At 70.2% G+C, this 20195-nt stretch carries 21 protein-coding genes; 7 read left to right on the top strand and 14 right to left on the bottom strand.

Annotated features, from left to right (window positions below; all coding sequences use genetic code 11):
• The first annotated feature begins 103 nt into the window (after positions 1-103).
• Positions 104-988, top strand: a complete 885-nt coding sequence (locus L0984_RS10175) for a CsgG/HfaB family protein (RefSeq protein WP_234193568.1) — start codon at positions 104-106, stop codon at positions 986-988.
• A 278-nt stretch (positions 989-1266) separates the two neighbouring features.
• Here L0984_RS10175 and L0984_RS10170 read toward each other — a convergent pair whose 3' ends face one another.
• Complete coding sequence (locus L0984_RS10170) at positions 1267-2691, bottom strand: FAD-binding oxidoreductase (RefSeq protein WP_017760138.1); 1425 nt, start codon at positions 2689-2691, stop codon at positions 1267-1269.
• A 79-nt stretch (positions 2692-2770) separates the two neighbouring features.
• Between L0984_RS10170 and L0984_RS10165 the strand changes: the two genes are divergently transcribed.
• The 3 genes from L0984_RS10165 (at position 2771) to L0984_RS10155 (ending at position 5104) form a co-directional block, all read left to right on the top strand.
• A complete protein-coding gene (locus L0984_RS10165; RefSeq protein ID WP_234193567.1) occupies positions 2771-3355 on the top strand; it encodes a cob(I)yrinic acid a,c-diamide adenosyltransferase in 585 nt (194 codons plus the stop codon).
• Between the two features lie 9 nt (positions 3356-3364).
• Positions 3365-4279, top strand: a complete 915-nt coding sequence (locus tag L0984_RS10160) for a LysR family transcriptional regulator (protein WP_234193566.1) — start codon at positions 3365-3367, stop codon at positions 4277-4279.
• An 84-nt stretch (positions 4280-4363) separates the two neighbouring features.
• On the top strand, positions 4364-5104 hold the full coding sequence (locus L0984_RS10155) for an OmpW/AlkL family protein (protein ID WP_017757385.1): 741 nt from the start codon (positions 4364-4366) through the stop codon (positions 5102-5104).
• Between the two features lie 73 nt (positions 5105-5177).
• Here the strand turns inward: L0984_RS10155 and L0984_RS10150 are convergent, their stop codons facing one another.
• Entirely contained in the window at positions 5178-6416 is a 1239-nt protein-coding gene (locus tag L0984_RS10150) for a D-amino acid dehydrogenase (RefSeq protein WP_234193565.1), read from the bottom strand.
• A gap of 305 nt (positions 6417-6721) precedes the next feature.
• Between L0984_RS10150 and L0984_RS10145 the strand changes: the two genes are divergently transcribed.
• Complete coding sequence (locus L0984_RS10145; protein WP_234193564.1) at positions 6722-7615, top strand: transporter substrate-binding domain-containing protein; 894 nt, start codon at positions 6722-6724, stop codon at positions 7613-7615.
• Positions 7616-7848: 233 nt separating this feature from the next.
• Here the strand turns inward: L0984_RS10145 and phaP are convergent, their stop codons facing one another.
• The 6 genes from phaP to L0984_RS10115 all read right to left on the bottom strand — a co-directional run bounded on the left by phaP (position 7849) and on the right by L0984_RS10115 (position 12249).
• Positions 7849-8367: a TIGR01841 family phasin gene (gene phaP, locus L0984_RS10140; RefSeq protein WP_234193563.1), complete on the bottom strand. Its 519-nt coding sequence runs from the start codon at positions 8365-8367 to the stop codon at positions 7849-7851.
• A gap of 76 nt (positions 8368-8443) precedes the next feature.
• A complete protein-coding gene (minE, locus tag L0984_RS10135) occupies positions 8444-8728 on the bottom strand; it encodes a cell division topological specificity factor MinE (RefSeq protein ID WP_017759337.1) in 285 nt (94 codons plus the stop codon).
• 5 nt (positions 8729-8733) lie between these two features.
• Positions 8734-9546 (bottom strand): septum site-determining protein MinD, encoded by an 813-nt coding sequence (gene minD / locus L0984_RS10130; protein ID WP_234193562.1) that lies wholly within the window; start codon positions 9544-9546, stop codon positions 8734-8736.
• A 74-nt stretch (positions 9547-9620) separates the two neighbouring features.
• Positions 9621-10367, bottom strand: a complete 747-nt coding sequence (minC, locus tag L0984_RS10125; RefSeq protein ID WP_234193561.1) for a septum site-determining protein MinC — start codon at positions 10365-10367, stop codon at positions 9621-9623.
• A 111-nt stretch (positions 10368-10478) separates the two neighbouring features.
• Positions 10479-11771, bottom strand: a complete 1293-nt coding sequence (locus tag L0984_RS10120; RefSeq protein ID WP_234193560.1) for a solute carrier family 23 protein — start codon at positions 11769-11771, stop codon at positions 10479-10481.
• Positions 11772-11826: 55 nt separating this feature from the next.
• On the bottom strand, positions 11827-12249 hold the full coding sequence (locus tag L0984_RS10115; RefSeq protein WP_234193559.1) for a PaaI family thioesterase: 423 nt from the start codon (positions 12247-12249) through the stop codon (positions 11827-11829).
• 237 nt (positions 12250-12486) lie between these two features.
• Here L0984_RS10115 and L0984_RS10110 point away from each other — a divergent pair, with 237 nt between their 5' ends.
• On the top strand, positions 12487-12819 hold the full coding sequence (locus L0984_RS10110) for a hypothetical protein (RefSeq protein WP_017762217.1): 333 nt from the start codon (positions 12487-12489) through the stop codon (positions 12817-12819).
• A 6-nt stretch (positions 12820-12825) separates the two neighbouring features.
• On the opposite strand, the gene L0984_RS10105 is transcribed toward L0984_RS10110, so the two are convergent.
• From L0984_RS10105 to L0984_RS10085, 5 genes are all read right to left on the bottom strand, one after another.
• Positions 12826-13545 (bottom strand): glutathione S-transferase N-terminal domain-containing protein, encoded by a 720-nt coding sequence (locus L0984_RS10105; RefSeq protein WP_234193558.1) that lies wholly within the window; start codon positions 13543-13545, stop codon positions 12826-12828.
• Positions 13546-13646: 101 nt separating this feature from the next.
• Positions 13647-15455 carry a feruloyl-CoA synthase gene (locus L0984_RS10100; protein WP_234193557.1) on the bottom strand — a complete coding sequence of 603 codons (1809 nt, stop codon included), beginning with the start codon at positions 15453-15455 and terminating at the stop codon, positions 13647-13649.
• Between the two features lie 32 nt (positions 15456-15487).
• The gene (locus L0984_RS10095; RefSeq protein ID WP_234193556.1) at positions 15488-16435 is read right to left on the bottom strand and encodes a 3-hydroxyacyl-CoA dehydrogenase NAD-binding domain-containing protein; all 948 of its coding nucleotides are present in this window, start codon (positions 16433-16435) and stop codon (positions 15488-15490) included.
• Positions 16432-17640, bottom strand: coding sequence for an ABC transporter substrate-binding protein (locus tag L0984_RS10090; RefSeq protein ID WP_234193555.1), 1209 nt, complete (start codon positions 17638-17640; stop codon positions 16432-16434). Before L0984_RS10090 ends, L0984_RS10095 begins: the two co-directional genes overlap by 4 nt.
• A gap of 30 nt (positions 17641-17670) precedes the next feature.
• Positions 17671-18612, bottom strand: coding sequence for a 3-keto-5-aminohexanoate cleavage protein (locus tag L0984_RS10085; protein ID WP_234193554.1), 942 nt, complete (start codon positions 18610-18612; stop codon positions 17671-17673).
• 78 nt (positions 18613-18690) lie between these two features.
• Here L0984_RS10085 and L0984_RS10080 point away from each other — a divergent pair, with 78 nt between their 5' ends.
• Positions 18691-19464, top strand: a complete 774-nt coding sequence (locus L0984_RS10080; RefSeq protein WP_234193553.1) for a Crp/Fnr family transcriptional regulator — start codon at positions 18691-18693, stop codon at positions 19462-19464.
• Positions 19465-19482: 18 nt separating this feature from the next.
• Here the strand turns inward: L0984_RS10080 and L0984_RS10075 are convergent, their stop codons facing one another.
• Positions 19483-20184, bottom strand: coding sequence for an ABC transporter ATP-binding protein (locus tag L0984_RS10075; protein WP_017757727.1), 702 nt, complete (start codon positions 20182-20184; stop codon positions 19483-19485).
• Positions 20185-20195 lie beyond the last annotated feature (11 nt).

Genomic DNA, 20195 nt, shown 5'->3' with positions numbered 1-20195 from the left:
TTCCACTTTCGTCGGATGCGGGGGGCACAGGCGCACCGATAAGCTGCGGCCGCACCGTCTGCCCAGGCACGACGGCATGTCTCCAACCCGCGAGAGGCCGACCATGAATTCGACGACGCCCATTCTTCCCCGCCTTGCCCTGGCATTGACCGGCCTGCTGGCCCTGGCCGGTTGCCAGACCACCGACCTGCAGATGGGCAGCCAGTCCGCCAAGACCGTGGCCACCGGCGGCGCCGCGGGTGGCACCAGCGTCAACGCCAGCGGCCAGCTGGAGCGCTGCGAGTCGCCGCTGGGCACCGTCTCCCTCATCGAGAACCAGTCGGCGGGCTGGTACACGGTGCTGACCAACCAGTACAAGCTGCCGCCCACGGCCACCCTGCTGCGGCTGATGATCCAGCAGTCCAACTGCTTCGTGGTGGTGGAGCGGGGCGCCGCCGGCATGAACGCCATGAGCCGCGAGCGCGCGCTGATGCAGTCGGGCGAGATGCGCCAGGGCAGCAACTTCGGCCGCGGCCAGATGGTGGCCTCGGACTACGGCCTGTCGCCGGAGGTCGTCTTCAACAACAACGACGCGGGGGGCATCGGTGGCACGCTGGGCGGTCTGATCGGCGGCAACCGGGGCCGCGCGCTGGCGGCCGTGGGCGGCAGCATGCAGACCAAGGAAGCCAGCACCCTGCTGACCTTGATCGACAACCGCTCGGGCGTGCAGATCGCAGCCGCCGAGGGCAGTGCCTCCAAGACGGATTTCGGCGCCATGGGCTCGCTCTTCGGCGGCCGGGCGGGCGGTGCGGTGGGGGGCTACGCCAACACGGCGCAGGGCAAGGTCATCAGCGCCGCCTTCATGGACGCCTACAACCAGATGGTGGCATCGCTGCGCAACTACCAGGCGCAGACGGTGCGCGGCCAGGGCCTGGGCGGCGGTGGCCGGCTGGGCGTGGACGGCGGCGTCGCGCCGTCGCAGACCTCGGCGCCGCGGCCGAAGAAGTAGGGCGCGACCGGCACGCTGTAATGCCAGTCAATCAACCCGTTCGCCCTGAGCTTGGCCTGTCCTGAGCTTGCCGCAGGGTCGAAGGGCATTGATACGCGCGTGCCCTGGCTTCGACAGGCTCAGCCCGAACGGTTCTTGGCGAACTGAAGGGCATTGGGCGGACACTGGCCTTTCCTCCACCCGTTCATTGGGCGGTCCAGCCATTGGGCGGACCCGGCCTTTTTCTCCACCCGTTCGGGCTGAGCCCGTCGAAGCCGGCGCGCGCCGCAGCGCCGCCTTCACAGGCTGAAGATCTTCCCCGGGTTGAGGATGTTCTTCGGGTCCAGCGCCTTCTTCAGCGTGCGCATCATGGCCACCGCGCCTTCGCCGGCCTCGTCGATCAGGAAGCCCATCTTGTGCAGCCCGATGCCATGCTCGCCGGTGCAGGTGCCGCCCATGGCGATGGCGCGCGACACCAGGTTGTGGCTCAGCTGCTCGGCGCGCAGGCGCTCGTCGGGGTCGTGCGGGTCGATCAGGTAGCCGAAGTGGAAGTTGCCGTCGCCCACGTGGCCCACCAGGAAGTAGGGGATGCCGCTGGCGTCCACCTCGTCCACCGAGGCCAGCAGGCAGTCGGCCAGGCGCGAGATCGGCACGCAGGTGTCGGTGGTCACGGCGCGGCAGCCGGGGCGCGACTGCACGGCCGCGAAGTAGGCGTTGTGCCGCGCCGTCCACAGCCGGGTGCGCTCCTCCGGCGTCGTGGCCCATTCGAAGTCGTTGCCACCCATCTCGCTGGCGATGGCCTGCACCGTCTCGGCCTGCTCCTGCACGCCGGCGGGCGAGCCGTGGAACTCCATCAGCAGCATCGGCTGCTCGCGCAGGCTCAGCTTGGAATGCGCGTTGACCATGCGCACCGAGTTCACGTCGATCAGCTCCACCCGCGCGATCGGCACGCCCAGCTGGATGACCTGGATGGTGGTGTGCACCGCCGCCTCGATGCTCGGGAAGGAGCAGATGGCGGCCGACACCGCCTCGGGCAGCGGATAGATGCGCAGCGTGATCTCGGTGGCGATGCCCAGCGTGCCTTCGCTGCCCACGATCAGCCGCGTGAGGTCGTAGCCGGCCGAGGACTTGCGCGCGCGCGTGCCGGTGCGGATCGTCTCGCCGCTGGCCGTCACCACCTCCAGCGCCAGCACGTTCTCGCGCATGGTGCCGTAGCGCACGGCATTCGTGCCGCTGGCGCGCGTGGCCGTCATGCCGCCGATGGACGCATCCGCGCCCGGGTCGATGGGAAAGAACAGGCCGCTGGAACGCAACTCCTCATTGAGTTGCCGGCGGGTCACGCCCGGCTGCACGGTCACCGTGAGGTCTTCGGCATTCACCGCCAGCACCTGGTTCATGCGCGACAGGTCGATGCTGATGCCGCCCTGCACGGCCAGCAGGTGGCCTTCCAGCGAAGAGCCCACGCCGAAGGGGATCACGGGCACATCGGCGTCCGACGCGAGCTTCACCGCATCGGCCACGTCGCGCGTGCTCTCGGCAAAGACGACGGCCGCGGGCGGCGGCACGTCGAAGGGCGACTCGTCGCGCCCATGCTGCTCGCGCACGGCCATTGCCGTCGAACATTGCGCGCCGAAGCGCTCGCGCAGCGCGGCCAGCAGCGACTCGGGCACCGGGCGCGGCGCCACGGCGGGATGCAGGCGGGCGAGGTCGGCGGGGGCGTTCATGGGGTGTCTCCTTCAGGCGGCCGGGCATATGCCGGCGCGGTCTACCATTCTAGGAACCGCAGTCAAGGAAGGATTCCGCATGGGCAACCGCCTCACCCAGATCGCCACCCGCACCGGCGACGACGGCAGCACCGGCCTGGGTGACAACTCCCGCGTCTCCAAGGGTCATCTGCGCGTGCATGCCATGGGCGACGTGGACGAGCTCAATTCGCACATCGGCCTGTTGCTCTGCGAGCCGCTGCCCGCCGACGTGCGCGAGCTGCTGGTCGATGTGCAGCACCAGCTCTTCAACCTCGGCGGCGAGCTGGCGATGCCCGGCTACACGCTGCTCAAGGACGAGGCGCTGCTGCAGCTGGACCAGGCGCTGGAGACGCACAACGCCACGCTGCCGCGCCTGGCCGAATTCATCCTGCCGGCCGGCACGCGTGCCGCGTCGCAGGCCCATGTGTGCCGCACCGTGGCCCGCCGGGCCGAGCGGGCCATCGTCGCGCTGGGTGCCGTGGAGGTGGTCAACGACGCGCCGCGGCGCTACCTCAACCGGCTCTCGGACCTGCTCTTCGTGCTGGCCCGCGTGCTCAACCGCGTGGATGGCGGCGACGATGTCTACTGGAAGAGCGAGCGCATGGCACGCGCGGCGCAGGACGCATCGGCCTCCGGCGACTGACAGCGCCGCATGCGCCTGCGCCACATCGAGGTCTTCAATGCCGTGATGCTCACCGGCAGCGTGAGCGCGGCGGCGCGGCTCATCAACGTCACGCAGCCGGCGGTCAGCCGCACGCTGCAGCACGCCGAGCTGCAGCTGGGCTTCGCGTTGTTCCGGCGGGCCAAGGGACGGCTCATTCCCACGGCCGAGGCGCAGGCGCTCTATCCGCGCATCGAGCGGCTGTTCGCGCAGCTCGACGAGGTGCAGCGCCTGGCCAGCCAGCTGCGCCATGGCGGCGAGGTGGCGGGCGAGCTGCGCATCCTGGCGGTGATGGCGCTGACGCACGAGGTGCTGCCGCGGGCGCTGGTCGCCTTCCGCGCCCGGCATCCGGCGGTGGCGATCCGCGTGGAGGCCCTGCACACGCCGCAGATCGTCTCGGCCCTGCTGCTGCGCGAGGCGGACATCGGCTTCGCCTTCAGTGCGTTGCCGCATGCGGGCCTGGTGAACGAGCCGGTGGCCGACAGCCGCATGGTCTGCGTGGCGCCGCGCGGCCTGCTGCCGGCGGCGTTGGTGAAGGCAGGGCGCCTGTCGCTGCCCGACCTGGCCGACGTGCCCGTGATCGCGCTGGATGGCCGCGATCCGCTCGGGCTGGGCGTGGCCCAGGCCTGCCGCGAGGCCGGCGTCGGCCTGCAGGCGGTGGTCACGGTGCAGACCTACCACGCGGCGCTGGCCATGGCCCACCACGGCCTGGGCGCGGCCCTGGTGGACGGCTGCACGGCGCTGTCGGCCGACCCGGCCAAGGTCGACCGCCTGGCGCTGGTGCCGGCGTTGCCGGTGCCGGTGCGCGTGCTGCGGGCCGAGCAGGCGGGCGAGTCGGTGCCCATGCGCACGCTGCTCGCGTGTGTAAGACAAGTCCTGACGGCGTCCACCCCGGAATTGGGATAAAAAGCGAACGGTCGTTCGCATCGGCGTCTCCACCCCGGAGTCGGCCCGTGGACGGCACGCATCCCTCATCCAAAGGACTCTTCCATGCAGAGACAACAACGACTCCTCCAGACTCTGACCCTCGCCGCCCTGGGCGGCCTGGCCGCCACCCCGGCGCTCGCCCAGCAGGCGGGCGACTGGGTCATGGGCGCCGGCTGGCTCCATTTCTCGCCGCGCGACTCCAGCAAGCCGCTGACGGTGACCTCGCCCATTCCCAGCGTGGTGCCGGGCTCCGGCGCCGGTGTCAGCAGTGCCGACACCCTGGGACTGAGCGCCGTCTACTTCATCGATCCGAACTGGGCCGTGGAAGGCGTGCTCGGCGTGCCGCCCAAGTTCAAGCTCAATGGCGAAGGCACGCTGGCGCGCGTGGGCCAGCTGGGCGAGGCGCGGCAGTGGAGTCCCACGATCCTGGGCAAGTACTACTTCGGCAACGGCAACGACGCCTTCCGGCCCTTCGTCGGCGCAGGCGGCACCTATGTCTGGTACAGCGACGTGAGCCTCACGCCGGGCCTGCAGGGCGCCGTCGGCGGCCTGGCCGGACGGCCACCGCTGAGCACTGTCACCTCGGCCAAGCTCGACAGCTCCTTCGCGCCGGTGTTCAACGTGGGCGCCGCCTGGCAGTTCGACCGCCATTGGGGCATCTCGCTGTCGGTCTCGTACATCCCACTCAAGACCAAGGCGACGCTCACCACCACCACGGCGACCGGCCTGCCGCTGCTCACCAGCGAGGCGCGGCTCAAGCTCAACCCCGTGGTGACCTACCTGTCGGCCACCTACCGCTTCTGACGCGGCCCAGGGGCGTGCGCAGGCCTGCGTCGTGCCCGCGGACGGGCATGCCGGCACCGTTCCCGTGGTTCCTTCAGGCCGATACCAGGGCGGTGTCGGCCGCCAGCAGGTGCGCCACCTGGCGCGCCGTGCCGAAGGCCAGCGTGAAGCCCAGCGCGCCATGTCCGACGTTGAACAGCACGTTGGCCGGCGCGCGCCCGGCATGGCCCACCAGCGGCAGTCCGCTGGGCGTGGCCGGCCGCAGGCCCGCCCAGGGCTGCGGGTCGGCGCCCTGCACCGCGGCCTGTGGAAACACCGCCTGCGTGGCCGCCTGCAGCGTGGCGATGCGCGCGGGCGGAATGCGCAGGTCCTCGCCCACCAGCTCCGCCATGCCGGCCACGCGCAGCCGCTGGCCGATGCGCGCGAACACCGTCTTGCGCGTCGTGTCCGTCACGCTCACCACCGGCGCGGCACCGGGTGTGTCGTGCACCGGCAGCGTGATGCTGTAGCCCTTGAGCGGGTAGACCGGCAGGTAGGCACCCAGCATGCGGCCGAAGCGCGCCGCGGCGGCGCCGACGGCGACCACGAAGGCATCGGCGGCGATGGCGCCTTGCTCGCGCGTGCGCACCGCCCTTGCACGGCCACGCGAGGCTTCGAAGCCCTGCACCTCGGCCGTGATGAACTGCACCCCGCGCGCCTGCAGGGCCGCAGCGAGCGCCTGGCACACCTTCAGGCAATCGGCCACGCACTCGCTCGCCGTGTAGACCGCGCCGGCGAAGCGGCCGCGATAGCCGGCGAGGGCAGGCTCCAGCGCGACCGCCTCGTCCGGCGTCACCACGCGCTGCGCCGCGCCGCCCAGCGATTGCTGCAGCGCCACCTGCCGGCGTGCCGCCTGCACGCCCGCGGCACTGCCGTAGAGCACCAGCTTGCCGGCCTCGGCAAAGTCGCAGTCGGGCTGAAGCTGCGCGCGCATGGCCTCGAAGCCCTCGCGGCTCGCCGCGGCCAGCTGCAGCAGGGCCTGCGTCGTGCGTGCCGCGCTGCGGTCGTTGCAGGCGGCCATGAAGCCCAGTCCCCAGCGCCACTGCTGCGGGTCCAGCTGGGGACGCAGCTTCAGCGGCGAATCGGCGGAGAACATCAGGTGCGGCAACTGGCCCCAGATGGAGGCATCGGCCAGCGGCGCCACATAGGAGTAGCTCAGCTGCGCGCCATTGCCGCTGCTGGTGCCGCTTCCGGGCGCCGCGCGGTCCACCACCGTCACGGTGTGGCCCTGGGCCTGGAGTTCCCACGCGGTGGCCAGGCCGACGATGCCGGCGCCGAGGATGCAGATGTGCATGGTGGTGTGCGGACGGAGGAGAGGGGACGCGGAAGAGGGCGGCGGGCTGGCCCGTCAGGGTGAACCCGCACTCTACGGAGCGTGCTTGCGCGCCGCCAATGCCAAAGCCATCCAGGGCCATGCCGCGAGCTCATGGGGCGCGGCGCGCATCCATAAGCTTTGGGCATGGCCGGCCGCGAAAAAACCATGAGCGGCGGCCCGGTCCTGCGGCCACACTGGCCGGCGCCTTGCTTGGGTCCCTGACGAGTCCGTCTTCTTCCGTCGTGCTCGCTTCCTTCACACGCATCTTCGACAGAAAGGTTTCCATGAAGCTTTCCCTCCTCATGACCGCCGCCCTGCTGGGCATCGCCGGCCTGCAGGCCGCCCAGGCCCAGGGCCAGGACACGCTGGCCAAGATCGACAAGGACAACAAGATCACCCTGGCCTATCGCGAGTCCTCGGTGCCCTTCAGCTACCTGGAAGCGCCCGGCAAGCCCATCGGCTTCGCGGTGGAACTGAGCAATGCCGTGGTGGCCGAGGTCAAGAAGCAGCTCAACAAGCCCAATCTGGAAGTGGCGCTGATGCCCGTCACCTCGCAGAACCGCATCCCACTGCTGACCAACGGCACCATCGACCTGGAGTGCGGCTCCACCACCAACAACACCGCCCGCGGCAAGGACGTGGCCTTCGCCATCAACCACTTCTACACCGGCACCCGCGCGCTGGTGAAGAAGAGTTCCAACATCAAGGACTGGGCCGACCTCAAGGGCAAGAAGGTGGCCATCACCACCGGCACCACCAACATGCTGGTCGTGCGCAAGTACAACGAAGAGAAGAAGCTGGACCTGGACATCATCGGCACCAAGGACCATGCCGATGCGCTGCTGCTGGTCGAGAGCGACCGCGCCGCGGCCTTCCCGATGGACGACATCCTGCTCTTCGGCCTGAAGGCCAACGCCAAGGACCCGGCCAGCCTGGAGGTGGTGGGCGAGGCGCTGCAGGTGGAGCCCTATGCCTGCATGCTGCGCAAGGACGATCCGAAGTTCAAGGCGCTGGTGGACGGCGTCTTCACCGGCCTCATGAAGTCGGGCGAGTTCGAGAAGATGTACGCCAAGTGGTTCATGGGCCCGATCCCGCCGAAGAACCAGGCCATCGGGCTGCCGATGAGCAAGGAGCTGAAGGACAACCTCAAGGCGCTCAGCGACAAGCCGAGTACCTGACTCGCCCCCAGGCTGCGCGGCACGTAGTGCCGCTTCGCCAGCCCCCTACCGGGGGCGCACCCACCGGCCCGGCAAAGCCGGTTCCGCGGGTGCACTGGCATGGCCTGCTCCGCGGCCGCTTGTGCAGTCTTGGGGTCGAGGTTGCCGGCGAGCGAATGATCCTGCGATCGGTACCTGCCAATTGAAAGAGCCTCCCGCGGGAGGCTCTTTTCGTTGGGTGGCCGGGGGCGGGCTCAGCGCTTCTTGTGCGCGTCCATGCCCTGGGCCAGCAGCTGGCGGGCCTGTTCCACGTTCTCGTTGACGCGCTGGCGCACGATCTCGAAGGCTTCGGCCTGGGACTTGGCGGTCAGGTCGGCCAGTTCGCGGATGTCTTCCAGCGCCTGCTGGAAGCCGGCGCGGCCCATGCTGTCGATCTTGCCGAGCTGGGCCTTCATGTCCTGGCCGGGCATCGCCTGCAGCGTGTCGCGCCACTGCTCGATGGACTGCTTGAGCATCTCGGTCTGGCGCTGCACCACGGTCTGCAGGCCCTCGCGCGCCATCGCGCTGGCTTTGACCATCGCCTCCATGTCCTTGCGGCCGTTCTCCAGCAGCAGGGCGGCCGTGCCGGTCACGTCCATGCCCTGCATGCGCTGGGCCATCTCCTGCAGCGACTTGGAGGCCGCCTCCTGCATGCCGGCCAGCGCGGCCATGGGATCGGGCAGCGGGCCGGCGTCGCCGGCGGATGTGGACGAGGAGGTCTTGCGGGTGGCCATCGGGCGTCTCTCCATTCGGTGAATACGGTGGAGCGGCCACGATAACCGCAGCCGCCGCGGGCGCAAAGCCCGGGCGTCAGCGGGCGGCGGGCGTGGAGCCGGCGGTCGGCAGGTCCGGCAGCTCGATCTTGACCTCGAGCACTTCCAGCGCGTCCTGCTTCTCCAGGTGCACCTTGATGTCCTCGGCCTTGATCGACACGTACTTGGAGATCACCTCCAGCAGTTCGCGCTGCAACTGCGGCAGGTAGTCGGGCCGGCGCGCGTTGATGCCGCGCTCGTGGGCCAGGATGATCTGCAGCCGTTCCTTGGCGACGGCCGCGGACTTCTTCTTCTCGCCCAGCAGGAAGGAGAGGAAGGACATGCGCCTTACCTCCCGAAGATTCGCTTGAAGAAGCCGGGCTTGGCCGCTTCGGTGAAACGCATGGGACGGTCTTCGCCGAGGAAGCGCGCCACCACGTCCAGGTAGGCCTGGGCCACATCGCTCTCCTTGTCGTGCACCGCCGGGATGCCCTGGTTGGAGGCCTGCAGCACCGATTCCGACTCCGGGATCACGCCGATCAGCGGAATGCGCAGGATGTCCTGGATGTCCTCCAGCGACAGCATCTGGCCGTCGGCCACGCGCGTTGGGTTGTAGCGGGTGATGAGCAGGTGCTCCTTGATCGGGTCGGCACCGTCCTTGGCCCGCTTGGTCTTGGAGCTGAGCATGCCCAGGATGCGGTCGGAGTCGCGCACCGAGGACACCTCGGGGTTGGTCACCACCAGCGCCTCGTCGGCGAAGTGCATGGCCATCAGCGCGCCGGTCTCGATGCCGGCGGGCGAGTCGCAGACGATGTAGTCGAAGTCCATCGTCTTGAGCTCTTCGAGCACGCGGCCCACGCCGTCCTGCGTCAGCGCTTCCTTGTCGCGCGTCTGCGAGGCGGCCAGCACGAACAGGTTGTCGCACAGCTTGTCCTTGATCAGGGCCTGCGTCAGGTTGGCCTCGCCCTGGATCACGTTGACGAAGTCGTACACCACGCGGCGCTCGCAACCCATGATCAGGTCCAGGTTGCGCAGGCCCACGTCGAAGTCGATCACGGCCGTCTTCTTGCCCGCGAGGGCCAGGCCCGATGCGAAGCTCGCGCTGGAGGTCGTCTTGCCGACGCCGCCCTTGCCCGAGGTCACCACCACGATCTTGGTCATTTGCCTGAATCCTTTTTTGACTGGTTCGCGCCGCTTGTTGCGCTGGGGAATGGGGGGTTTTTTGCGGGGAGCCATCAGCCGGTGATGGCTTCCAGCAGAAGCTTGTCGTCCTGCAGGCGGATCTGCGCCGGCTTGCCGGCCACGTCCGCGGGCAGGGCCACCTCGGCGGTGCGGTAGACGCCCGCCACGGCCACCAGCTGCGCTTCGAGGCAGGTGGTGAAGATGCGCGCGCCGGTGTCGCCGCGCGCCCCGGCGATGGCCTTGCCGCGCAGCGGCGCGTACACATGCACATTGCCGTCGGCGATGACCTCGGCGCCGAAGCTCACCAGCCCGGTGACGATCACGTCGCCGCCGCGGGCGTAGACCTGCTGGCCCGAGCGCAGCGGCCGGTCGATCAGCAGCGTGCCGCCTTGCGGCACCGGCACTTCGCGCACGATCTGCGGCGCGGGGCTGGGCGGCTCGGGCGGGCGGGCGGGGGCCGGGCCGGGCAGGGCGGCGATGGCCAGGCCCGCGGCGCGCGCGGCCTGGGCATGGCGCGCATCGGCGCCGCGCACGGCCACCGGCTGCGTCTGGTGCCGCGCGAGGATGGTGCGCAGCTTCCTGAAGTCGATGCTGCGGGCGGCCTCGTCCTCGGGCAGCTGGGAGAGGTCGATCACCACCGGCTCCTGCTCGAAGAAATCGGGCGAGTCGGCCAGTTGCGCGTCGAGCGCGGCCGTCAGCACGGACAGGTCGGCGGTCTTGAGGATCACCGCCACCAGGGGCAGCGTGGCACTCTTGAATTCGAAAACCGCGCGTGCGCGTGCGGCGGAAGCATCGGCCATCGAGGGACGGTGGAGAGAAAAAGACGGTGAATGAAAAAAGGTTTCGCCAGAACGGCGAAACCTTCGAAGTCTAACGGCGCAGCACCGCCTGGCGGCGCTGCGCAGGGGGCCTCAATGTGACCGGGCGTTTGCGCTGCGGCCCAGCATGGCCCACAGCAGCAGGGCGCCGAAGGTCGCGGTGCCGATGCCGCCCAGCGCGAACTGGCCGAACTTGAGCGTGAAGTCGCCCGTACCCACGATCAGCGTGATGGCGGCGACGATCAGGTTGCGGTTGTCCGCAAAGTCGACCCGGTTGTCGACCCAGATCTTGGCGCCGGCCACGGCGATCAGGCCGAACACCACGATGGACACACCGCCCATCACCGGCAGCGGAATGGCCTGGATCAGCGCGCCGAACTTGGGGCTGAAGCCCAGCACCAGCGCGATGACGGCGGCCACCACGAACACGGCCGTGGAATAGATGCGCGTGGCGGCCATCACGCCGATGTTCTCGGCATAGGTGGTCACGCCCGTGCCGCCGGCCGCGCCGCTCACCATGGTGGCCAGGCCATCGCCCATGAAGGCGCGGCCGATCAGCGGGTCGAGGTTGCGGCCGGTCATGGCCGTGACGGCCTTGAGGTGGCCCAGGTTCTCGGCCACCAGGATGATGGCCACGGGCGCGATCAACAGCATGGCGTTGGCCTCGAAGCGCGGCGCGGTGAAGGCCGGCATGCCCAGCCAGGCCGCGGCGGCCACGCCCGACAGGTCCAGCGGCTTGCCCAGGCCCAGCCCGTTGGCCAGCACGGCATAGACCACGCTGGCCAGGAGCAGCCCGGCCAGGATCAGCAGGCGCTGCAGCATGCCGCGCGCGAACACCGCCACCAGCCCGACGCACAGGAAGGTCATGGCCTGCATCCAGCTGTCGAAGTTGCCGGCCGCCATGTTCTTGATCGGCACGCTCGCCAGGTTGAGGCCGATCACGGCCACCACCGCGCCGGTGACCACCGGCGGCATGAAGCGCTCGATCCAGCCCGTGCCGATGGCCTGCACCAGCAGGCCGATGCCGAAGTACACCAGCCCGCAGACGATGATGCCGCCCAGGGCGACGGGCAGGTTGGCATTGGGGCCCTGGCCGCCATAGCCGGTGGCCGCAATCACCACGCCGATGAAGGCGAAGCTCGAGCCCAGGTAGCTGGGCACGCGCCCGCCCGTGAGCAGGTAGAACATCAGCGTGCCCAGGCCGCTCATCAGGATGGCCACGTTGGGGTTGAAGCCCATCAGGATGGGCGCCAGCACCGTGGCGCCGAACATGGCGATCACGTGCTGCACGCCCATGGCGCCGGTCTGCGGCCAGGACAGGCGCTCATCGGGCGCGACGACGGTGTTGCCCGTCATGGCGACTTCGCGCCACTGGAAAAGGCTCATGGGTTTCTCCTCGGAGTGTTTGTTGTTCGTTGTCGTGAAGGTCGGCCCGGGCCGCTCAGCGCGGCTGCAGCACCGCCATGGTCAGGCGCGAGACGCAGGTCAGCTCGCCCGCGTCGTTGCGCAACTCGATCTGCCACACATGGGTGCTGCGGCCGCGATGGACCGGCCGCGCGGTGCCGGTGACCCAGCCCTTGGAGGCCGCGCGCAGGTGGTTGGCGTTGACGTCCAGCCCGACCGTGCGTTCGCCTTCGGGCACCGAATAGTGGGCGCCGCAGGAGCCCAGCGTCTCGGCCAGCACCACCGACACGCCGCCATGCAGGATGCCGTAGGGCTGGATGGTGCGGGCGTCCACCGGCACGCGGCCGACGATGTAGTCGTCGCCGATCTCCACGAACTCCAGGCCGATGTGGCCGCCCACGGTGCCCACATGGCTGCGGGTGAGTTCCTCGATCGAGATGGGTTTCTGCCAGATGCGCATGGGTGTCTCCGTCGCGTTGTCGGTGTGGATGAACGAGCCGCGGAACTATAGCCAGCGCACCGGGGCGGTGCAGTCGCCTGCGGGCGGTGGCCATTTGCCCGTCATCGCGCCCGCAGACGCGACGCTGTTCCTACCCGATTCGCGGTCTGGTCCCACAGTCCACGCGCCCGGGCGCGCTAGGCTGGCCCGCCAGCCCGCACCGCGGGTTCTCTACACCCCATGGAACGAGGAGCCCCCATGAGCCAGGACGACAAGAACACCCCGCCCGACGCCTTCCGCTTTCCCACTGCCGACAATCCGCAGGCGGCCGAGAAGGTGGCACCGCCCGAGAAGCGCGAGCCCGACGAGGCCACGCTCGACGAGGGCATCGAGCAATCCTTTCCCGCCAGCGACCCGGTGTCGGTGACGGTCAGCCCGCCGCCGCGCAAGCGCGACGAAGGCGCACGTCGGCCGGTGAAGGGCCTGGTCATTTCCAAGTCCTTCGCGCTGATCGCCTCGGCCGCCATCGCCGGCCTGGCCATCGCGGCCATCAGCCGGCCCGTGGTGCGGCGCCGGCTGCACTGGCGCTGAGCCTCGTCACTTGGCGGGCGCGGGCGGAATGTTCAGCCCGCGCGCCACCGCCGGACGCGCGACGAAGGCGTCCAGCACGCGCTGCACCTGCGCGAAGTCGCCGAAGCCCACCAGTTCGCGCGCCTCGTAGAAGCCGACCAGGTTGCGCACCCACGGGAAGATCGCGATGTCGGCGATCGAATAGTCGCTGCCCAGGACCCAGTCCTTGCCCGCCAGGTGCTTGTCCAGCACGCCCAGCAGCCGCTTGGATTCGGCGACGTAGCGGTCGCGCGGCCGCTTGTCCTCGTAGTCCTTGCCGGCGAACTTGTGGAAGAAGCCCAACTGGCCAAACATGGGCCCGATGCCGCCCATCTGGAACATCAGCCACTGCAGCGCGTGGTAGCGGCCCGCCGCGTCCTTGGGCATGAACTGGCCGGTCTTGTCGGCCAGGTACACCAGGATGGCACCCGACTCGAACAGCGCCAGCGGCTGGCCGTCAGGCCCGTTCGGGTCGAGGATCGCCGGGATCTTGTTGTTCGGGTTGAGCGACAGGAACTCGGGCGAGGTCTGGTCGTTGGCGCCGAAGTCCACGCGGTGCACCTCGTAGGGCAGGCCGCATTCCTCCAGCATGATCGACGCCTTCACGCCGTTGGGCGTGGGCAGCGAATAGAGCTGCAGCCGGTCCGGGTGCGCGGCCGGCCACTTGCGGGTGATGGGGAAGGCGGAAAGGTCAGGCGTGGTCGTCATGGATGGAGGCGGCCGCAGCGGCCGTGGGGCTGAACGAAGCGGGCCAGCATGCCAGAGGCTGGCCGCGCGTGCAGCGCACGGGCGGGTTCCCCCGTCGACAGTCAGCCGGCGACGACCACCTCGGCATCCGCCACGGCCGCATGCAGGCGTGCCACGGCGTCGGCGCGCCTTGCCAGCACGGCACGCTGGTTGACATAGGCCTTGTCGGTGATCTCGCCATGGTCGGCGCTGGGTGGGGTGGACAGCACCAGCGCCCGCGTCGGGCAGCGCGCGGAGCCCAGGCCCGCGGCCAGGCGCTGGCGCAGGGCGGCCTGCAAGGCCTCGCGCAGCCTGGCCGGCTCGGCGGCGCCCTGCGGGCTGGGAAAGACCAGCAGGCCCACGGCCTCGCGGTCGTGGCCGGTGAGCACCAGGTCCTGCACCCAGGGCGCGAGCTGCGACACCAGCTCGATGCGCAGCGGGCCCACCGACACCCAGGTGCCGCTGCCGAGCTTGAAGTCCTCGGCCACGCGGCCATCGAAGACGATGCCGCGCTCGGGCCGCGCCGCATCCACCAGGTAGCCCGCATCGCCGATGCGGTAGTAGCCCTCGGCGTCGAAGGCGGCGGCCGTCTCGCGCGGCTGGTGCCGGTAGCCGGGCGTCACCGTCACGCCGCGGATGCGCATCTCCAGCTTGCCGCCGTTGGGCACGAAGCGCACCTCCATGCCGGGCAGCGGGTTGCCGATGCAGCCGGCGCCGTCGAGCGCCCAGTGCGCCGAGGTGATGGCCGGCGAGGTCTCGGTGCAGCCCCAGGAGGTGGTGAGCCACAGCGGCCGGCCCGGCCGCACGCGCTCGGCCAGCGCCTGCAGCCGCTGCCAGGTGGACGGCGACAGCGCCGCCGCCGCGTAGAAGGCCAGCCGCAGCCGCGAGAGGATGTCCGCCGCCAGCGCCGCGTCGGCCTCCATCAGCGGCAGCAGCATGTCGAAGCCGCGCGGCACGTTGAACCACAGCGTGGGCCGCACCTCGCGCAGGTTGCGCGCCGTCTTCTCGACCAGGCCCGGGGCGGGCCGCCCTTCGTCGATGTAGAGCGCGCCGCCGTGGGCCAGCACCATGTGGAGGTTGTGGTTGCCGCCGAAGGTGTGGCTCCAGGGCAGCCAGTCCACCAGCACCGGCGGCTCCTGCGTCAGGAAGGGCCAGGTCTGGGCCATCATCTGCTGGTTGGCGCACAGCATGCGGTGGGTGTTGATCACCGCCTTGGGATGGCCGGTGGAGCCCGAGGTCATCAGGTACTTGGCATGCGTCTCGGGGCCGATGGCCGCGAAGGCGTCGCGCACCGCGGGTGTCTCGGGCGTGGCGCACAGGGTGTCGAAGGCCAGGCCGCCGGGCCACGCACCGGCATGGGCGCTGAACACGCAGGGCACGTCGAGGTCGCAGGCGGCGATGGCGGGGCCGTAGACCTGCGCATCGGCCGCATAGATCAGCCCGGGTCCCAGCAGCCGCAGCATGCCGGCCAGGCGCGTGTGGTCCTGCGTCAGGCGCGAATAGGCGCTGGAGAGCGAGCAGCTCGGCCGCCCGATGTGCATGGCCGCCAGCATCATCACCGCATGGTCGATGCTGTTGTCCGACAGGATCACCACCGGCGCGCCCTCGGGCAGCCGCAGGTCGAGCAGCGCCTGCGCTATGCGGCCGACCTGCGCACGCAGCTGTGCATAGCCCAGGCGCCGCCAGCCGGTGCCATCGGGCGTGCGCTCGGCCAGCGCCAGCGCGTCGGGCGTGCGTCCGGCCCAGTGCTCCAGCCATTCGCCCACGCAGCGGGCATAGGGCTGCAGGGCGACGGGCGAGCGCAGCGAGAAGCTGCCGTCGTCGAAGTCGATGCGCACGGCGCGCGGTGGCGCGACCTGCTCCGGGTCGGCGAGGAAGTCGATGGGGGACATGGGCGTCTCTCGAAAGCGGGCAGGACGTGCGGTCACGGCAGGGTGCCGTCCCCGGCCTTGGCGCGCATCAGGTCGATCAGCAGGTCGTCGCGGCTGCGGGCCATCGCCGCTTCGCGGCGGTCGCCGCGGGCCTCGGCCACGCCCTGCACCACGCGGGCCTTCAGCGCGGGCGTCATGGCGGGCTGGCCCAGGTCGCGCCACCAGCTTTCGATGGGTCCGCCCAGGTGTTCCAGCAGATGCGCCATGCCGCCTTCGCCGCCCGACAGGTGCAGGTTCATGAAGGGGCCCATCACCGCCCAGCGCAGGCCCGGGCCATGCGCGATGGCGACGTCGATGTCGGCCACGCTGGCCACGCCCTGGTCGACGAGGTGGAAGGCCTCGCGCCACAGCGCCGCCTGCAGCCGGTTGGCGATGTGGCCCAGCACCTCGCGCCGCACGTGGATGGGCCGCTTTCCCAGCGCCGCATAGAAGGCCATGGCCCGTTCGATGGCCTCGGGCGCCGTCGCCTCGCCGCCGCCCACCTCCACCAGCGGGATCAGGTGCGGCGGGTTGAAGGGATGGCCCAGCACCACACGCTGGGGCGCATCGCAGCGCACCTGCATGCCGCTGACCGGCAGGCCCGAGCTGCTGCTGGCCAGCAGCACCTGCGGCGGCGTGGCGGCGTCCATGCGGGCATAGAGCTCGGCCTTGAAGTCGGCGCGCTCGGGGCCGCTCTCCTGCACGAAGTCGCAGCCCTCCAGCGCCCGCTCCAGCGAGGCGTCGAAGCGCAGCCGGGTGGGTGACGCGCCCTCGGCCAGGCCCATGCGCTGCAGCGTCGGCCAGTGACGGTCGACCGCCGCGCGCAGCCGATCCTCGGCACCGGCCGCGGGGTCGGTGGCCGACACGTCCAGCCCGCGCGCCAGGAAGAAGGCGGCCCAGCTGGCGCCGATCACGCCGGTGCCGACGATGCCGACACGGCGCACGTCCGGTGGCCTGCTCATGAGGCCTTCCAGCGTGCGCAGCGGCTTTCGGCGCGCGTGGTCCAGGCGGCCTCGCCGCGGATGGCCTCGACCACCTTGTAGTAGTCCCAGGGCTCCTTCGATTCCGCGGGCGTCTTCACCTGCATCAGGTGCATGTCGTGCACCATCAGCCCGTCGTCGCGCAGCCAGCCGCCCTGCACGAACATGTCGTCGAACTTCGTCTTCTTCAGCTGCGCCATCACCTTCTCGCCGTCGTCGCTGCCGGCCGCCTGCACGGCCTTGAAGTACTGCAGCGCGGCGGAATAGTCGCCGGCATGGAAGGAGGTGGGCATGCGCTTGTGCCGGTCGAAGAAGCGCCGCGCCCAGGCCCGCGATTCGGGGCTCTGGTTCCAGTACCAGCTGTCGGTCAGGAACATGCCCTGCGCGGTCTTCAGGCCCAGCGCGTGCACGTCCTGGATGGTGATGATCATGCCGGCCAGCTTCATCTTCTGCGCCAGGCCGAACTCGGCCGCGGACTTGATGGCGTTGACCGTGTCGCCACCCGCGTTGGCCAGGGCCAGCACGTCGGGCTTGGCGCTGGTGGCCTGCAGCATGTACGAGGAGAAGTCGCTCGCGCCCAGCGGATGCTTGACCGCGCCGGCCACGGTGCCGCCACCGGCCTCCACCACCTTGCTCGCATCGGCCTGCAGCGCGTTGCCGAAGGCATAGTCGGCCGTGACGAAGAACCAGCGCTTGCCGCCCCCCTTGACCACGGCGCTGGCGGTGCCGCGGGCCATGGCCACGGTGTCGTAGGCATACATGACGGTGAAGGGCGAGCAGTGCTCGTTGGTCAGGCCCGAGGCGCCGGAGCCGACGACGAAGTAGGGCTTCTTCTTGTCGCGGGCCACGCCGGCCATGGCGATGGCGGCACCGGAGTTCACGCCGCCGATGAGCATGTCCACCTTGTCCACGTCGAACCATTCGCGGGCCTTGGCGGCGGCGATGTCGGACTTGTTCTGGTGGTCGGCCGTGAGCAGCTCGATCTTCTTGCCCGCGATGCTGCCGCCCATGTCGGCGATCGCCATGCGGATGGCCTCGGCCCCGGCCGGGCCGTCGTAGTCGCGGTACACGCCGGACATGTCGCTGATGAAGCCGATGCGGACGGTGTCGTCCGAGATCTGGGCCGAGGCGCCGGTCGCGCAGGCGAGCGCGGCCGCCGCGGCCAGCAGGGCGGGGGTCAAGGTCATCGGGTGTCTCCTCGTTGTGGGGTCTCGGAATCAGGCAGCGGCGTCGGCCAGCGCGGCCGGCGCGAACGCGGGCCGGGGCGTGCCGGTGCGCGGCAGGCCCATGAGCTGGCGCGCCTCGTCGGGCGTGGCCGGCTCCATGTCCAGTTCGCGGATCAGCCGCACGATGCGCTCGGTGAGCTGCACGTTGGTGGCCAGCTCGCCCTGGCGGTAGTAGAGGTTGTCTTCCAGGCCCACCCGGGCATGGCCGCCCAGCAGCAACGCGGCCACGTTGGCCTCCAGCTGCGAGGGGCCGATGCCGCTGACGCAGAAGAGGCTGTTGCGCGGCAGCACGTCCACCATCTGCTGCAGGTAGCGCGGCGAGAAGGGCATCGCGTTCTGGAAGTTGCGGTGCACGTTCATCACCAGGTTGATGAAGTGCGGCGCGTCGTCGTGGCCTTCCTCGATCAGCGTGGTCACGTCCTGCAGGATGTGCGTGTGCGCGAAGACCTCCCACTCGGGCTTGATGCCGCGCGCCTTCATGCCCGCGGCCAGTTCGCGCCCTTTGGACAGTGGCGTGTCCATCAGGATCTCCCGGCCGCCGAAGCTCAGGTTGAGCGTGGTGGCGTCCAGCGTGCACATCTCGGCGCCGGCGTCCATGCCCTTGATGCGCTCCTCCCAGGCGATCTCCCAGCGGTCGCCGGGCAGCGGGCGGATCATGTCGCCATGCACGCCGCCGCCGGTGGAGTTGTTCAGCACGATGTCGCAGCCTGCGTCGCGGATGCGCCGGTTGATGTCGCGGTAGATGGCCGGGTTGCAGGTAGCGCCGTCGTCGGGGCGCCGCGCATGGATCGCGACCACGCTGGCACCGGCGTTCCAGCAGCGCAGCACGTCGGCGGCGATCTCGTCGGGTTGCGTGGGCAGATGCGGGTTCTGCGACTTGTGGGCCATGCCGCCTGTGGGGGCGATGGTGACGATGACCTTGCGCTTGCTCATCGTGTCTCCTGATGTATTCGTGGTAGGCGCGGCTATTATTTTTTTGGGGCCCCGCGCACTCAGTCGTTGCGATGACATTTGCGCTCGGGGTTAGTACCGGCCTCGCGTCGTGCCACGGCGGGCGCCATCGATTTCCAGGAGACCACCATCCGCCACCATCCCGCGCCCCTGCGCAGAAGCCTCGACGACCTGCTGGCCCACAGCGCCTGGTACCCGGCATTGCCCGAGGCGACGCGCGCGCATGTGCGCGAGCGGATGCGCGAGGCCGAGGTGCCTGCAGGCGCGGCGCTGTGCCGCATGGGCGATGCGCCCCTGCACTGGTACGGCGCCATCGAAGGCCTGCTGAAGTGGTCGGTGGGCAGTGCCGATGGCCGCTCCGTCACGCTGGGCGGGCTGTCGGTGGGCAGCTGGTTCGGCGAGGGCACGGTGCTGCGCGGCGCGGCCCGCACGGCGGACGTGATCGCGCTGCGCGACAGCCGCGTGGCGCTGATGCCGGCCGAGGTCTTCGACTGGCTGCGCAGCCACGAGCCCGGCTTTGCCGACTACCTGCTGCGGCAGATCAACGAGCGCATGCACTGGTTCCTGGGCAACTTCGCCGCCCACCACCTGCTGGACACCGACAGCAACGTGGCGCGTGCGCTGGTGGGGCTGTTCCATCCGTGGCTGCATCCGGGCAGCGATCCGCACCTGCAGGTCACGCAGGAGGAGATCGCCCACCTGTCGGGCGTGTCGCGCCAGCGCTGCAACGCGGCGCTCAAGCGGCTGGCGGCCGACGGGCTGGTCGAGCTGGAATACGGCGGCATCACCGTGGTCGACCTCGCCGGGCTGCGTGCCCGGGTGCCTGGCGCCTGAGCGGGGACGGGCGGCGCGCTACACGCCCAGCCGCTGCGCCAGCGCGTCCGGCTGGGCCAGCAGCTCGGCCGAGGCGCCGGCCAGCACGATGCGGCCCTTTTCCATCACCACGGCCTGGTCGGTGTGGTGCAGCACCTTGTGCCAGTCGCGGTCCACGATCAGCGTGGCGATGCCGCTGGCGCGGATCTCGGCGATCACGCGCCAGATCTCGGCCACGATCAGCGGCGCCAGGCCCTCGGTGGCCTCGTCCAGGATCATGAGGCGCGGGTTGGTCATCAGCGCGCGGCCGATGGAGAGCATCTGCTGCTCGCCGCCCGACAACTGCTGGCCGCCGTGCGACAGCCGCTCCGACAGGCGGGGAAAGGTGGCCATCACCCGCTCGAAGGTCCAGGCGCGGCTGCCGTCGATGCCGGGCCGCGCGGCCATCACCAGGTTCTCGCGCACCGACAGGTTGGGGAAGATGCCGCGGCCTTCGGGCACGTAGCCGATGCCCAGCCGCGCCATCTTCTCGGGCGCCCAGCCGGTCACGTCGCGGCCGTCGGCCAGCACCTGGCCGGAGGCGGGGCGCACATAGCCCATCAGGCTGCGGATCAGGGTGGTCTTGCCCATGCCGTTGCGGCCGAGCAGGCCCACGGCGCAGGCGGCGGGCACCTGCGCATCGACGCCGCGCAGGATGTGGCTGTCGCCGTAGTAGGTGTTGAGGTCGCGGATGGAGAGCATGGGAAGCGGCT

The organism is Pseudacidovorax sp. NFM-22 (genome assembly GCF_021401245.1).
In the GTDB taxonomy this organism is placed as follows: domain Bacteria; phylum Pseudomonadota; class Gammaproteobacteria; order Burkholderiales; family Burkholderiaceae_C; genus Xenophilus.
The sequence above is the reverse complement of the archived record's forward strand: the minus strand, read 5'-3'. Positions and strand labels throughout refer to the sequence as shown.

Excerpts from the sequence above, each read along its gene's own strand:
- L0984_RS10155 (WP_017757385.1), top strand. The coding sequence starts at position 4,364 with ATGCAGAGACAACAACGACTCCTCCAGACTCTGACCCTCGCCGCCCTG.
- L0984_RS10150 (WP_234193565.1), bottom strand. The coding sequence starts at position 6,416 with ATGCACATCTGCATCCTCGGCGCCGGCATCGTCGGCCTGGCCACCGCG.
- L0984_RS10090 (WP_234193555.1), bottom strand. The coding sequence starts at position 17,640 with ATGACCTTGACCCCCGCCCTGCTGGCCGCGGCGGCCGCGCTCGCCTGC.
- L0984_RS10115 (WP_234193559.1), bottom strand. The coding sequence starts at position 12,249 with ATGCGCATCTGGCAGAAACCCATCTCGATCGAGGAACTCACCCGCAGC.
- L0984_RS10165 (WP_234193567.1), top strand. The coding sequence starts at position 2,771 with ATGGGCAACCGCCTCACCCAGATCGCCACCCGCACCGGCGACGACGGC.
- L0984_RS10110 (WP_017762217.1), top strand. The coding sequence starts at position 12,487 with ATGAGCCAGGACGACAAGAACACCCCGCCCGACGCCTTCCGCTTTCCC.
- L0984_RS10075 (WP_017757727.1), bottom strand. The coding sequence starts at position 20,184 with ATGCTCTCCATCCGCGACCTCAACACCTACTACGGCGACAGCCACATC.
- L0984_RS10145 (WP_234193564.1), top strand. The coding sequence starts at position 6,722 with ATGAAGCTTTCCCTCCTCATGACCGCCGCCCTGCTGGGCATCGCCGGC.
- minE (WP_017759337.1), bottom strand. The coding sequence starts at position 8,728 with ATGTCCTTCCTCTCCTTCCTGCTGGGCGAGAAGAAGAAGTCCGCGGCC.
- L0984_RS10095 (WP_234193556.1), bottom strand. The coding sequence starts at position 16,435 with ATGAGCAGGCCACCGGACGTGCGCCGTGTCGGCATCGTCGGCACCGGC.
- L0984_RS10105 (WP_234193558.1), bottom strand. The coding sequence starts at position 13,545 with ATGACGACCACGCCTGACCTTTCCGCCTTCCCCATCACCCGCAAGTGG.
- minD (WP_234193562.1), bottom strand. The coding sequence starts at position 9,546 with ATGACCAAGATCGTGGTGGTGACCTCGGGCAAGGGCGGCGTCGGCAAG.
- L0984_RS10120 (WP_234193560.1), bottom strand. The coding sequence starts at position 11,771 with ATGAGCCTTTTCCAGTGGCGCGAAGTCGCCATGACGGGCAACACCGTC.
- L0984_RS10175 (WP_234193568.1), top strand. The coding sequence starts at position 104 with ATGAATTCGACGACGCCCATTCTTCCCCGCCTTGCCCTGGCATTGACC.
- L0984_RS10160 (WP_234193566.1), top strand. The coding sequence starts at position 3,365 with ATGCGCCTGCGCCACATCGAGGTCTTCAATGCCGTGATGCTCACCGGC.
- L0984_RS10170 (WP_017760138.1), bottom strand. The coding sequence starts at position 2,691 with ATGAACGCCCCCGCCGACCTCGCCCGCCTGCATCCCGCCGTGGCGCCG.
- minC (WP_234193561.1), bottom strand. The coding sequence starts at position 10,367 with ATGGCCGATGCTTCCGCCGCACGCGCACGCGCGGTTTTCGAATTCAAG.
- L0984_RS10100 (WP_234193557.1), bottom strand. The coding sequence starts at position 15,455 with ATGTCCCCCATCGACTTCCTCGCCGACCCGGAGCAGGTCGCGCCACCG.
- phaP (WP_234193563.1), bottom strand. The coding sequence starts at position 8,367 with ATGGCCACCCGCAAGACCTCCTCGTCCACATCCGCCGGCGACGCCGGC.
- L0984_RS10085 (WP_234193554.1), bottom strand. The coding sequence starts at position 18,612 with ATGAGCAAGCGCAAGGTCATCGTCACCATCGCCCCCACAGGCGGCATG.